10 protein-coding genes and 1 pseudogene are annotated in these 13,945 nt (G+C 70.0%); 4 read left to right on the forward strand and 7 right to left on the reverse strand.

Annotated elements, in window-relative coordinates:
• From ABZ749_RS14720 to folE, 3 genes and pseudogenes are all read left to right on the forward strand, one after another.
• A pseudogene (locus ABZ749_RS14720) lies at positions 1 to 220 on the forward strand (hypoxanthine phosphoribosyltransferase); the annotation flags it as partial.
• Between the two features lie 528 nt (positions 221 to 748).
• A complete protein-coding gene (ftsH, locus tag ABZ749_RS14725) occupies positions 749 to 2,767 on the forward strand; it encodes an ATP-dependent zinc metalloprotease FtsH (protein WP_357227706.1) in 2,019 nt (672 codons plus the stop codon).
• Between the two features lie 35 nt (positions 2,768 to 2,802).
• Entirely contained in the window at positions 2,803 to 3,468 is a 666-nt protein-coding gene (folE, locus tag ABZ749_RS14730) for a GTP cyclohydrolase I FolE (protein ID WP_091403265.1), read from the forward strand.
• Positions 3,469 to 3,569: 101 nt separating this feature from the next.
• On the opposite strand, the gene ABZ749_RS14735 is transcribed toward folE, so the two are convergent.
• Entirely contained in the window at positions 3,570 to 4,271 is a 702-nt protein-coding gene (locus ABZ749_RS14735) for a hypothetical protein (protein ID WP_357227726.1), read from the reverse strand.
• 46 nt (positions 4,272 to 4,317) lie between these two features.
• Positions 4,318 to 6,879: an FtsK/SpoIIIE domain-containing protein gene (locus tag ABZ749_RS14740; protein ID WP_357227709.1), complete on the reverse strand. Its 2,562-nt coding sequence runs from the start codon at positions 6,877 to 6,879 to the stop codon at positions 4,318 to 4,320.
• 195 nt (positions 6,880 to 7,074) lie between these two features.
• On the opposite strand from ABZ749_RS14740, the gene ABZ749_RS14745 reads away from it, so the two are divergent.
• Entirely contained in the window at positions 7,075 to 7,629 is a 555-nt protein-coding gene (locus ABZ749_RS14745; protein WP_357227729.1) for a hypothetical protein, read from the forward strand.
• A gap of 6 nt (positions 7,630 to 7,635) precedes the next feature.
• Here the strand turns inward: ABZ749_RS14745 and ABZ749_RS14750 are convergent, their stop codons facing one another.
• The 5 genes from ABZ749_RS14750 to ABZ749_RS14770 all read right to left on the reverse strand — a co-directional run.
• The gene (locus ABZ749_RS14750) at positions 7,636 to 8,235 is read right to left on the reverse strand and encodes a hypothetical protein (RefSeq protein WP_357227712.1); all 600 of its coding nucleotides are present in this window, start codon (positions 8,233 to 8,235) and stop codon (positions 7,636 to 7,638) included.
• A 13-nt stretch (positions 8,236 to 8,248) separates the two neighbouring features.
• The gene (locus ABZ749_RS14755) at positions 8,249 to 9,427 is read right to left on the reverse strand and encodes a M23 family metallopeptidase (protein WP_357227715.1); all 1,179 of its coding nucleotides are present in this window, start codon (positions 9,425 to 9,427) and stop codon (positions 8,249 to 8,251) included.
• A complete protein-coding gene (locus ABZ749_RS14760; RefSeq protein WP_357227718.1) occupies positions 9,424 to 9,981 on the reverse strand; it encodes a hypothetical protein in 558 nt (185 codons plus the stop codon). Before ABZ749_RS14760 ends, ABZ749_RS14755 begins: the two co-directional genes overlap by 4 nt.
• Positions 9,978 to 11,933: an MFS transporter gene (locus ABZ749_RS14765; RefSeq protein WP_357227721.1), complete on the reverse strand. Its 1,956-nt coding sequence runs from the start codon at positions 11,931 to 11,933 to the stop codon at positions 9,978 to 9,980. The genes ABZ749_RS14760 and ABZ749_RS14765 overlap by 4 nt, the downstream gene beginning before the upstream one ends.
• A 1-nt stretch (position 11,934) precedes the next feature.
• Positions 11,935 to 13,945: ATP-binding protein (locus ABZ749_RS14770; protein WP_357227724.1), on the reverse strand; the 2,011-nt coding region annotated here is incomplete at its 5' end.

Here is a 13,945-nt window from a genome sequence, read left to right on the forward strand (position 1 = left end):
CTGGCTGCTGCGCTACCTCGAGTCGCGCTCGGCGGCGAGCGTCGAGGTGGTCGCCCTGTTCCGCAAGCCGGACGCGGTGAAGGTGCCGGTTCCGGTGAAGTACGTCGGCTTCGACATCCCCACCGAGTTCGTGGTCGGGTACGGCCTCGACTTCGCTGAGCGCTACCGGGAGCTGCCGTACGTCGGGGTGCTCAAGCCCGAGGTCTACGCCCGCTCCTGACGCCGGGCCGTCCCGTCGCGACGGCCCGCCGGTCGACATGAGCCCGACTTCTATCGGCATCCATCAAGCCGACGTTCAGCGCGCTCTCAGCTGATGCGGTTACCGTGTAGCACGGTGGCCCGGAGGTTCCTCCGCGCTCGACCCACTCGATCGCGTGACCGGGCGCTCGGGTGGCCGAGCCGGACTCCCCGCCACGCCGGCTTCCACCCGGACTCGCCGTACGTTGGCTGCGGGGCTGGTGGGCCTGCCCACGGTGCGTGTCGTCGATGTCGAAGGCGCGTGAAGTGCGGAGGCTCGCAGGTTCGCTACTGGCGTACACGGTCTTTTGATGGTGCACGACTGCGGGGCTCGCAAGCTCACTCCTCGCGTACACGGTGTACCGTCGAATGACCGCGGCGCGGTAGTTTTCGCGCCTCGGGGTCGAGTCGGCCCGCACGGCGGCTCCGGCCGCCGCTCAACGCGGCGACACCATCAGACGGTCAGGACGTCGATCAGGAGGATGCGGGCGCCCCGGCGCTCGACAACAGTATGGAACGTACGCGTTTCTTCCGCCGACCGGTGGTCTGGATCATCCTGGTCATCCTCGGCGCCGTTGTGCTCAGTCAGCTGTTCACCAGTGGTCCCAGCTACCACCGCGTGGACACTTCCGTTGCGCTCGATCAACTGCACACCGCCAAGATCAACAAGGTGGTCTTCCAGGACAAGGAGCAGACGCTCCAGCTGGACCTGGCCCAGAAGACCAAGTTCGGCAAGACCGAGACCAACAAGATCGAGGCCCAGTTCCCGTACCAGGCTGGCGACCAGATCTGGAACGAGGTGCTGGACGCCAAGGCGAACAACCGGGTCACCGGCCCGGCCGACGCCAAGGTCTCCTCGGACAGCATCTGGGTGAGCCTGCTGGTCAACCTGCTGCCGATCGCGCTGCTCGTGCTCCTGCTGCTGTTCTTCATGTCGCAGATGCAGGGCGGCGGCTCCCGGGTGCTCAACTTCGGCAAGTCCAAGGCGAAGATGATCACCAAGGACACTCCGAAGACGACCTTCGCGGACGTCGCGGGTTCCGAGGAAGCCGTCGAAGAGCTGTACGAGATCAAGGACTTCCTGCAGAACCCGGCCAAGTACCAGGCCCTGGGCGCCAAGATCCCGAAGGGCGTGCTGCTGTTCGGCCCGCCCGGCACCGGCAAGACGCTGCTGGCCCGCGCGGTCGCCGGCGAGGCCGGGGTGCCCTTCTACTCCATCTCCGGCTCCGACTTCGTGGAGATGTTCGTCGGCGTCGGCGCCAGCCGCGTCCGTGACCTCTTCGAGCAGGCCAAGACGAACGCCCCGGCGATCGTCTTCGTCGACGAGATCGACGCCGTCGGCCGGCACCGTGGCGCCGGCATGGGCGGCGGCCACGACGAGCGGGAGCAGACGCTCAACCAGCTGCTCGTCGAGATGGACGGCTTCGACACCAAGGGCGGCGTCATCCTGATCGCGGCCACCAACCGGCCGGACATCCTCGACCCGGCGCTGCTGCGCCCTGGCCGGTTCGACCGGCAGATCCCGGTGGACGCCCCCGACATGGAGGGCCGCAAGGCCATCCTGCGGGTGCACGCCAAGGGCAAGCCGTTCACGCCCGACGTCGACCTCGACGCGGTGGCCCGTCGCACGCCGGGCTTCAGCGGCGCCGACCTGGCCAATGTGATCAACGAGTCGGCGCTGCTCACCGCCCGCAAGGAGCAGCGCGCCATCAGCAACGACTCGTTGGAAGAGTCGATCGACCGGGTGGTCGCCGGTCCGCAGCGGCGGACCCGGGTGATGAGCGACCAGGAAAAGAAGATCACCGCGTACCACGAGGGTGGCCACGCGTTGGTCGCCTGGGCGCTGCCGCACGCCGCGCCGGTGCACAAGGTGACGATCCTGTCCCGTGGCCGCTCGCTGGGCCACACCCTGGTGCTCCCCACCGAAGACAAGTACACGCAGACCCGCGCCGAAATGATCGACACCCTGGCGTACGCGCTGGGCGGTCGCGCTGCCGAGGAACTGGTCTTCCACGAGCCGACCACCGGTGCCGGCAACGACATCGAGAAGGCCACCCAACTGGCCCGCGCGATGATCACGCAGTACGGCATGAGCTCCAAGCTCGGCGCGATCAAGTACGGCACCAGCGGGGACGAGCCGTTCCTCGGCCGCAACATGGGCCACGAGCGGGACTACTCGGACTCGGTGGCCGCCGAGATCGACGGCGAGATGCGGGCACTGGTCGAGCTGGCGCACGACGAAGCCTGGGAGATCCTGGTGGAATACCGGGACGTCCTGGACAACATCGTGCTCGAGCTGATGGAGAAGGAAACCCTCTCCACGGCCGACATGGCGCGGATCTGCTCCCGGGTGGTCAAGCGCCCGCCGCTGGCGCCGTACAACGGCTTCGGCAAGCGTCAGCCCTCCACCGAGCCGCCCGTGCTCACCCCTGCGGAGAAGGACAAGCTCAAGGCGCAGGCCCAGGCCGACGGCGCGCAGGCGTCGGTCGGGGGCGTGGCGCCGTCCAACAACTCGGACGGCACGCACTGAGCAACGACCCGACGGCCAGCTCCCCACACCGGGAGCTGGCCGTCTCCGCGACCGAACCCGACGGCGACGACGAGCTCGACTACGTGGCCGCGCGGCTGATCAGCGGCAAACTGACCGGCCGGCCCGTCGAGGACGCTGTCGACCTCGGCCGGATCGAGAAGGCCGTCCGCGAGATCCTGATCGCCGTCGGTGAGGACCCGGACCGCGACGGGCTCCAGCAGACCCCGGCCCGGGTCGCCCGTGCGTACGCCGAACTCTTCGCCGGACTGCGGGTCGACCCGGCCCAGGTGCTCAGCACCACCTTCGAGGCCAACCACGAAGAGCTGGTCATCGTCCGGGACATCGACGTGATGAGCCTCTGTGAGCACCACCTGCTGCCCTTCCGGGGCAGCGCGCACATCGGCTACATCCCGGGCCCCGACGGGCGGATCACCGGCCTGTCCAAGTTGGCCCGACTCGTCGAGGTCTTCGCCCGTCGTCCGCAGGTGCAGGAACGGCTCACCTCACAGGTCGCCGACCTGCTGATGAGCAAACTCGCGCCCCGCGGCGTCGTCGTCGTGCTCGAATGCGAGCACATGTGCATGGCGATGCGCGGCATCCAGAAGTCCGGTGCCAAGACCATCACGTCGGCCGTACGCGGCATCCTGCAGTCGGACTCCAAGTCGCGGGCCGAGGCGATGGCGTTGATCATCCCCCGCTGAGATCCCGTCGCACCACGGCCGGCCGACACCCCAACCGGGACGGCCGGCCGTCGCGTCTCCGCACCAGCTCGGTCGTGCCCCGGCCGAGTGGGTCCCGTCCGTCAGCCAGCGAGCAGGGCCAGCAGCAGGCCGGCCGTGGCCAGCACCGCCGGCACCAGGCACACCATTGCACCGAAACGCACCGTACGGTCCAGCCGCTCGGTGGGGCTGACCCGGAACAACCTGCCAATGCCGATCCAACCGGCGACGAACGCGACCGCCGGCATCGGCAGCCCGCAGATCAACGCCGCCACGCTGGCCGGTCCCACCCCCGTCGCCGCCAGAACCACGACCTGGATCAGCGGCACCAACAGCGCGAACGGCCCGTACACCAGGAGGTTGCGCGCCCTCGCGGGCCAGGACCCCGGCCGGAACCGGCGGCGCGCGGCCAGCCCCCCGTCCGCCGCCTCGGCCCAGCCACGCGCGGTCCGCAGCGCCGCCAACACGGCCGCCGGGCCGCCCGCCATCGACCGGGCCGCCTCGGTCAGCTCCGGCGGTGACGGCACCAGGGAGATCGCCGGTACGCCCAACTCGCGCAACCGTTCCTGCTGACTCGCCAGCCCGGTACGGAGCACCGTCAACTCCTCCCGGGCGGCCTCCGCCGACCGGGCCTGCTCACCGGCGGCGGCAGCCGCACCCCGGCGTACCCCGTCCAGCTGGCGAGCGGCCGCAAGATACTCCGTCCAGGCATTCCCGGGCTCGACCGCCCGCGGCGTGGCGTCCCCGGTCGCCGCAGCTGCCCGCTGCCGCCCCGGCCCGGTCACCGTCGCGATCGAATCCACCTCGACACCCTCCACGTGCGCCACCAGATCAGCCGGCCACGTCGGCGAACGGCACCAGGACCGTGCCCCGCTCGTCCGGGCCATCCCAGAGCACCGCCCGGTCGGGGCGCACCTGCCACTCGACCGGACGCCCGAAGACCGCCGTGAGCTGCGCGACCGGCACGTCCAGCACGGCCACCGCCGCCAGCTTGTCGACCTCACCCGCCGGCTCGAACAACGCGGCGAACGGCGGCACCGCACGCCACCAGCCCAGCAGATGCCGCCCCGCCGGCGGCCCGTCCCGTAGGAGCGACCGCAGCCGGTCCAGCGGCAGCTCCCGGGGACCCGGCCGGTCCAGCCCGAAGACCACCAGATACGTCGGCAGGTCGTGGGCCGCGTCCGCGAGCAGCGTCGGCAGATCCACCAACTCGGCCGAATGTCGGGCCGCCAGATCGGCCGTCAACGCCTCCGCCAGGACCCGGGCCCCGGGATCCGGTGCCGCCACCAGGAAGCGGGCACTGCCGGGCGCGTGGTGAGCCGACGTGCTCCGCGCCGCCGTCGCCAACATCCCGCCCGCTGCGGTGCCCGACCCCAACACCGCGAGGTTGCGCCCAGCCGCCGGCCCCAACGGCACGGAGACCGTCGAGCGCGCCACGTCCACCGCCCGGCCCAACAGGGCGGCCGGCCCGTGAGCCTGTCCCGCCAGGGCCGCCCGGTGGCGCGGATCATTGCCCAGCAGCGGGCGGGCGTAACCCGCGAAAACCACCGGCGGCACCGACCCCGCCGGACGGGCCTCCCACAACTCGTGCCGCAGCTTCTCCACGACCTCCGGATGATCCTGCGGGTCCGGGTGACGGATCAACCGCTCGTGACCCCGGATCGCGCCCCGTGGGCCGCCGAGCCCGCCGGCCGTGTTCACCACCGCGCTGCCCACCGGCAGACCGGCCGCCGAGTCGTTTGTCGGCTCCAACACCGGACTGCCACCCGGCAGCGCCACCCGCACCGGGAACTGCCCGAGCACCGAATCCCGATGACCAGCATCCGCGCGCGCACTCAGCCCCAACTCGCCAGCACCCGCCAGGACCAGATGCACGCCGTACGCCCGACCCGCCCGGGCCAGCCCGTCCAACTGGGCGGCCAGCTCGGCGGCCAGCCGGTCCCGCTCGGCGAAGAGCAGCGGCACATTGTCCACCACACAGACGATCCGGGGCAGCGACTGGTGCTGACGCAGCTCCGCGAAGCGTTGCCCCCCGGCCCGCGCACCCGCCTCCGTGCGGCGCTGGACCTCGGCCGTCAACTCGTCCAGCAGATCCCGGACGTACTCCCGGTCGGCGGCCATCGCCGCCGCGCGCACCTGCGGAACCCACGACCGGTCCCGCTCGGTCTGCAGGAATTCCACGAAGGACTCGCCGTCGCCGAGATCCGCCAGGTAGAACGCCACGTCGTCCGGGCCGTACCGGGCGGCCAGGCCGAGCAACGCGGTGGTCAGGAACGCCGCCCGGCCCGCCGCGGACCGGCCGCTCACCAGCCAGTGCGGGGTCAACTCGGTGAAGCCCAACGGCACCGACCGGCCCCCGGCATCGCCGACGGTCGTGGTCAGCCCGTCGGCCGAGTCCGATTCCCACAGTCGCTCGCCCGTCGGCGGCAGCAGAGCACCCAACGCCAAGCGGGAACCCGCCTCCACCTGCTCGGCGAGTCGCCGACAAACCGCGTCGACAAGCTCGGCCGGCGGGTCCGACTCGACGAAGACCGGCGAGTTCACACCGCCCGGCGGATCAGCGCCCGGCCCGGCGAACGACGCCCCCGGCGGATCGCCGAGCAGCGCGTACGCATTCCGCAACGCCAGCGCAGTGGTGTGCGGCAGCGGTGCCCGGGCCGAGTACGGGCCGGCGGGCGGCCATCCCGCCACCACCAGGTGCAGCCCAGCGGCCGGCCCCTGCTCGGCCAACGTCTCGATGCGCGCCAGCTCGGCCGGGCCTGTCGACTCCGGAAGCGCGGCCACCACCAGCAACAGCGTCCGATCGTGGCGGCGTCGCCCACTCGCCCCCGGTGTCACCCACTGCTCCGCCTCGGTCAGCACCGCGCGCAGACCCACCACGTCCACCGCCGGTGGCGGCAACAGGCCAGCATCAGCGAGTGCCCCGAACGGCGTCAGCACAGCCCCGGTTGCATCCACAGCGCGAATCAGCAGGGCACCCGCCGGGGCCGCACCCAACAACCGCAGAAGTACGGCCCGGAGCAACCCCGCAACCCGCGGCTCCCGTGCGTCAGCGTCCACGCTGAGGTGACCGGTGCCGACAAGTGGCACCAACGCGGGGAAGCGAGCGTCGTCCAACGGCGCCGCAGTACCGACCCGAACGAACGGCGGCGGACCATCACCGGCCGGCGAGTCCACGGTGAGTGAGTCCAGTGCAGCGCCCGACCAGCCCGGTGCCAGCACGGCCGCAGCCGTCCGCAACCGCTCGGCCACCTCGTACTGGCGGCGCTGATCGGCAGGAGCCGGCCGCGTCTCGTCCAGGATCCCGGCAGCTGCGGTCGCGACGGCCGACGCCCGACGGTGCAGGGCTGCGGCGCGGTTCGTGCGAGCCTTCGGACCGGCCACCGCGTCCACCCCCTCTACCCGAGGTTGGCAACCCCTCCCCGAGCAGAGACGGTATCCCAGCCGACGGCCCTCCTCCGGGAGGTGCCTCGGCGCTGCGCCGGTGTTGTCGTGGATCTCACCGGTGGGGAGGGGTCCGTCACGATCCGCTGGATCTGAGGCATTGGCTCCGGAGCGTCCAGCCGATAACTTCAGGAGGTGGAATCAGTGCAGCCCCCCGCCGGTTCCCAGGTCTCCCGCGTACCGGCCCAGCGGACACCGTCCGAGCAGCTGCCGCCCGCCCCGGCAACGCCGGCGCCGCAGCCGCCACGCCGCCGAACGCGGACGGTGCTCACAGTTGTCGCTGGCGTGCTCGCCCTGCTCTGCCTCGGAGGCATCGCCACCGCCGTGGTCTGGTACAACCGCGCCTCGACACCCGACCGCAGCACCCCGGACGTGGTCGTAGCAAATTACATTCAGTCTTTTCTTGCCGACCGTAATGACGCGAGAGCCAGCGAATTCGCCTGTCAAAGCGATCTCGATATCGATGCTCTACGGCTTCTTCGGGACGATCTTGTAGCTCGTGAAGTCCGCTACAGCGCAAAGATCTCAACGAGTTGGGAGGGTTTCGCTGTTCAACAGCAGGGCGATTCGGCCAATGTCGAAGTTGACCTCATCCTTTCAGCCTTCGTGGATGGAATATCGCAAAGTGATCGTCAGCGTTGGCGGTTTGAGACACGGCACGAAGACGGCTGGCGGGTATGTAAGGCCGAACGATCCTGAGCAGACTTATTCAATCCACAGGAGATGTACCGGCACCTCCAGGGTGGTGGGTGACTGGCCGCGCCAGGCCCAGCGGTACCACTCCACCTCGGGTGTGACTCGTACGCAGATGTCCCCTTCGGCGCCTGAGTAGGTTTCGGTGACCGCTCGAAGGTCACGGTGCTCCAGGCCGCCCTCGACGTGCACCACCCGCCGACCGGTGACCGCGTCCGCTTCGAAGACCGGTGTGGGAGTCCGGTGTGCCGGGCCGTCCAGCGAGACCAACCGGATGCCCGTGTCCCGGGCGTCGTCCACTGCCGGACGGCTGCCGACCGTCTCCACCCAGACCCGCTCCACCGGCACCAAAGGCGCGAACACCTCGACCTGGTCGGCTTCGGCCCGGTACCACTCGTGCTCGGGGATCACCGGCACGTAGGTCCGGGCGCTCTGCACGACCCGGTCGTCCGCGCGTAGATCCCCGCGCCAACCCATCCCGGGCAGCCCGACCAGCACCCGTCGGCCGCGTAGCTCGACCCGCTCAGTCGCGGGGACGATGGTCAGCGGTCTCGGCGGCTGCGGCGCCCAGTCCGGATGGTCGGCGAAGGGATCAGGTAACGGCCCGGTCATGCAGGTGCTGGCCTCACTCAGCGGCGCGCAGCGGGGCACCCCGCTCGCGCATGAACGGGACCGGATTCACCGCGCCAGACGCGTTACGGTCGTTGCGCAGGTGCACCTCGAAGTGCAGGTGCGGGCCGGAGGAGTTGCCACTGCTGCCGACCTTGCCGATCACCTGACCGGCCGTCACTATCTGGTCCTTCTTGACGAAGGGCTGAACCACCATGTGGCAGTACCGGGTGATGTAGCCGCCGGCGTGCAGCAGGTCGACGAACCAGCCGCAGCCCCCCTTGCCGGGAAATCCGTCCACGTTGCAGTCTTCTCGGCCGCGGTCGTCCTCGTCGCAGGTGGAGACCAGCACCCGACCAGTCGCTGCGGCGCGGATCTCGGTGCCCTTGGCCGCGCCGATGTCGACTCCGTTGTGGCGGGGTCGGCTGGCGGTGCGGAAACCGGAGCCGACTCCGCCGGGGATCGGCGCGGTCCAGCCGGAGGCGGCGATCTGACCGCGTTCGGCCGCGTTGCACACCGCCTTGCCGTTGATCTCGACGGTGCGGGCCGCCCCGCCGGCCAGTGCGTCCACGATCCGGCTGGCTACCTCTTCGTGCTTGGCGTACGCGTCCGGGTAAGCGCTGACCTGGACCCGCTGCGCGACCACGGTCAGCGGTCGTTGTTGCCAGCTCCCCACCTTCACGAGCTTCTCGTAGAACTTGCGCGCCGCGTAGGCGGGGTTCAACCGCTCGGCGACACTGCCCCACCCCGGCCGTTGCTGGAACAGGCCCAGCGAGTCGTGGTCCGCGCCAACGCCCTCGTGTGGCAGGGCCAGGGATTCGGGTACGCCGCTGTTGGCGAGGTTGCGCAGCGCAGACTCCTGCATTGCGGTGGCGAGGGCGACCACCCAGCCTCGCGAGGGCACGCCCATGTCCTGGCCGACCTTGATGATGATCGCGGCATTGCGGACCTGTGTGTCGCCGTACTGGGCGAATCGCGGCAGCTTGCCCGCGATGTTCACCGCTCGGACCGGCCCGCACTCCATGCCTGCCATGGTGTCGCCGTTCTCGGCGTCGTCGCCTCCGAGCCCGGTGAGGAAGAACGCCGCGGTGCCGCCGGTGCAGCAGAGCAGAAGCAGCATCCCGGTGAGCACCGCGGCGACCACACCGAGCCGGAGGGGGCCGCGGCGGGTTTTGGCGCTACCAACGTCGCTCATGGCCGCTCCCAGTCCAGAACGTCGACCAGCCAACCATCATCGGAGGTGACCAACTCCAACCGGAGCCCGCCGGCATCAAGGGGTAGCAGCAACTCGACGAACGTCTCGGTCCGCTCTCGCATGGTCGGAGGACCGGTGACCTTCTCGGCCGGCACGCTCTCGGGCTCGGCGCCGGCCAACTTCTCCCTCAGCGCCGGCGTGGAAAGTGGCCGCAGACCAGCCTGCCACTCTTCGGTGGTCATCCCGGGACTGCCCAGCCATGCCTTGGCGAAGCGGTCGGCGGTCTGTTCGGGCGTGCGGGCGCCGGGCGACGTCACGGGTCGCGGCGGAGCCGCGCTGTTGAGCAGGCCGTCGTCGCCGGCCGTCGGGTCCACCGTGATGATCGGCCCATCCGGACGGCTACTCAACCCATCGGTTGAAGCACCCGGGCTGGAGATCAGCCTGGCCGCCCCGAGTACACCGACGACCACTACCCCGATCACGAGCGCTACGCCCAGCCGGGACCGCAGCGCCCGGGTGAAGAGGAATTCCAGCGCCCGTCGCATCGCCGTCACCTCGCCTCTGAGCGCACCCGAGGTCCGGTGCGATCCGGTACACGCTCGGTGGAGCCTGGGCGGTAGACCACGAACGACGGGTTCTCAGCCGGAACATCCGGCTCGGTCCAGGTCGCCGGCTGTCGGCGTCGGGGCTGCGGGGCGGTTGGGCGGCTCCGACCTCTGCCCTCCTCCGCCGGCGCCTCGTCGGGCCGCTCTCGGCCGTCGGGGCGCGCCGTGTCTGCGCGCCGGCCCTCGGCCGCGGCTGTCGGCACCGGAGCCGGGTCCTCTCGCCGCGCCTCCGGGCGTAGCCGGGTCTGTTCCGCGTTGGGTGACCGTCGACGTCCGCCCACCGGCTCGGCGGTGCCGCCCGGCTCGCCTACGTCCAGCCGAGCGGCGGTCCGCATGTCGCGGAAGAACCGGCGGTGCCAGGACCCGGCCGAACTGACCGCTTCGCTGCTGTCCTTGCCGCCGAGTTGCGTGATCCGCCGGTACGGCCGCAGCAGCAGCCACCCGACCACCCCGCAGAGCCAGACCAGCACCACCTGAAGCCAACCCGGCAGGGTGGGCGTGCTCATGATCAAATCGACCGCGAAAAGGTAAATAGCGGCGCCAGTGCCGAAAATGGCGATGTTGAACACTGCGGCAACGACGGCATTAGCCAGTCGGCGTAGCCCAGCGCTCGCGGGTCGCAGGAGACCAATCGTGCCGAGAATCGGGGCAGCGATCACCGCCCAGCGGAAGATCAGAAAGCCAAGCAGCACAAGCACCGACGCGGTGAGGTCGAACATCGCGAAGAGTACAGCCGCGAGTACCGCGATGAACCCGGAGCCAATCCGGTCCATGTCGCGGGTTCCCGTTAGGAACTCGTACGCCTCCGGGTCTTCAGCCTTGATCTGCTCGGCAACCGTCATCCACTGTTGCTGCTTCGCCCCGATCACTACATCTCGAGTGGTGGGGTTGGAGCGGATTGATTCCGCCTCACCCCAGCTAAGTGATTTGGCGTCGTAGAGTGCCCGACCGTACTTCTTAGCGGTCTCGCTGTCGGCCGAGCCAAGCACACCACGTAGCCAGTTGCGGTAGAGCATAGACTCAGTAGCGGTGTCACTGGCACGGACGGCAGGTGGCCGCTTGTCAATGCAGGCGTCCGGATTGGGAAGCACGCATTTGTCGGCTGGGATGTCTTTTGACGCCGGGCCTAGAGCGTCGTGTACGACGCCGAGTGAGGTGATCAGGGTGCCGTCGGCGATGTTCGCCGACTTGACCGGCCAGGCCGCCAGCGCGGTGACCGCCACCATCACCAGTAGCGCCCACCCTGCCGTCGTCATCGCATTGCTCATGTCCGACTGGCGGGAGCGCCAGAGCAGATAGAGACCCACCACGCAGAGAGTGATGATCCCGAAGACGCTGAACACCTTCTCGTAGACGCCTTTGGTGGCTTTCTCCACCAGTGGGTCGGCCCAGTTCCACATCGAGCGGGGATCCCAGGCCCGTTCACGCAGGGCGTTCGAGGCACCCACGACGGCCGTGGCGATCATGAGCTCGCCGTTGGCGACCGTGGTGGTGAACTTGTAGTCCGGATGCAGGACGGTGGAGGCGCACCCGCCCTCCACGTTATAGGTGTTGTAGCTGTAACCGCCGTAGCCGTAGTCGCTGTAGATGCCCTTTGGCCCGGGCAGCTTTGACGAGTCCGGGCGGGAGGCAAACCAACCAGCCAGGCCCGAATCCGGAGCGGATGGCACGGGTGGCTTGAGGCAATCGATTTCGGCCTTGCTGACCTGCTTCAGCTTCCCTACACAGGTGCGGAAGTCGGCTTGCCATTCGGCGGTCGTGCAGAGGTCGGCGCGGGCCTGGGCGGTGGGCGGTGCGGCGGCTGCGGCCTCCGCGCCGATCAGCGGCCAGGTGAGGGTAGCCCCGGCCAGTACGCCAAGGGCGAGCAGGAACGACGCGGTCCTTGCCCAGGCCCTAGCCATGTCACGCCTCCAGATCCGGCAGGGAATTGCTCGGCAGGACTCCGGCCGCCGCGGCTATCGCGGCTGGCGTCGTGTCGAGGTGGTCCAGCAGCCCTTCGACGTACGAGACGTCGACTCGGACCTTCTGCACCCGTCCGTCTACGTCGCGCATCACGAACTCGCGGAAGCCGAGCCGGCTGGACGAGCTGGCGTCGGCGGCGGAGAGCGAGGCGAGGGTGGCCTCGTACCCGTCGTTGACCGGCACCCGCAGCAGTCGTAGCGCTTCGGAGGCGATCTCGGCGTCCTCGGCGATGCGGCCGACGAAGACGGTGGAGACGAGGTTCTGCACGTCGAGGCCGAGGATGTCGCGGGGGTTCTGGGAGGCGACCAGTGCGGCCAGGTTCCACTTGCGGGAGTCGCGGGCGAGTCGGACCAGGAAGGAGCGCCCGGACCGCCAGCCTTCCATGAAGTGCGCCTCGTCGAGGCCGACGAGTTTGCGGGACGACATTGAGCCGCCGTAGCAGCGCCGGACGGCGAGCCGGTGCGCGGTGTGCAGCATCGGCAGGGCCAGTGCTTCCTCGGCTGACCAGTACTCGCGTTCGATCTTGAGGTCGGGCAACCGTAGCCCGGCCATGGTGATCACGGTGAGTGCCGCGTCGGCACCGAGCAGCCCTTCCGGCGGTCGGCCGAAGAAGAGCATGGCCAGTGGCATCTCGGCGGTGTCCAGCAGGAGGTTGGCCAGTTCCTTGCCAGCGTCGTCGTCGAGCCGTCCGAGGCAGCTCACCACGTCGTCCAGGGTGGAGGTCTCCTCGGCGGGGACCTGGCGGACCGCGTGCCGGAAGAGGGTGGCGGTCGACGCCTCCCTGGCCACCTGGGGCGGAACGAGCATCATGCAGATGTCCTGCACCAGCATCCGCCGCTCGGCCCGGGCGTTGGAGACGGCGATCTCGAACTCGCGGTCGCCGGCGGCCCCGCTGCCGAACTCGGAGCGCAGCGGCGTCGGGATCAGCGAGTAGGGCGCCAGGGTGCCGTGTTCCGAGCCGGTCAGGTTCAACACCCGGGAGTACGGCCGCAGCTCGGGCATCGCGCAGAGGCGGGCCAGCGGGCCGGACGGGTCGAGCAGGGTCACCTGGACACCTCGGCGGGCGGCCAGGTAGCCCAGGGCGCCGAGCAGGGTGGACTTGCCACCGCCCGGTTCGGCGACGAAGACCGCGAGCCCGGAGCGTTCCCGGACCTCCATGGGGAAGTGCAGGTCGAGGAAGACCGGGCGGCGGCAGGTGCCGGCGGTACGGCCGATCAGGTCGCCTCGCCGGTCGCCCACGTTGGACGCGGCCTGGGGGAGCGCGGCGGCGAGCAACGGCACCGGCATGCGCCGCACGTAGCCGGTGTTGGCGATCGGCTCGCCGGGGATGAACTCGCGGGCCAGCCAGTCCTGGTTCTTCGGGTGCTGCAGCGAGATGCGCAGCTCCCGGGAGTAGAGCTGGATGAGCCGGCGGGCCCGCTCCAGGCATTCCTCCCTGGTCCGGCCGCCGACCGCGATCCGGTGCCAGCCGTGCGCACGGGCCGAGTCGACCGGGAGACCGGTGGTCATCTCGTCGCCGATCACCAGGGCGCGCTTGGCCAGTCGTTCCAGCTCCGGGGGCGCGTCGATGCCGTGTTCGGCATAGTCCAGCTGTTGCGAGCGGATCATCCGCAGCCGGTGTTCCAGGTTACGGAAGGAGTCGCCGGAGCCGAGGATGTCGACACGGGTGGAGATCTCCATCGGCCAGGGCAGCCGCTCGTGGAAGTGCAGCCAGGGCTCGTGTCGTTCGGGGATCTCCAGCGGCTCCATCCGGCCGACGGCGAGTACGGCCACGTGCCGCTCCTCGCCGGTCATCCGGTTGACCAGCTTGACCGTCGAGCCGTACGGGGTGCGGTAGCGCTCGACCTGCTCGGTCATGGCGAGCAGGTCGCCGCGCTCCCAGCGCCCGTCGGTCACGGGGGAGAGGGTGCTCGGCGGCGACATGCACAGCGCCACCGAGCGGTAGAGCAGC

Origin of the sequence: Micromonospora sp. NPDC047753, from assembly GCF_040642735.1 — a bacterium.
Lineage (GTDB): Bacteria > Actinomycetota > Actinomycetes > Mycobacteriales > Micromonosporaceae > Micromonospora.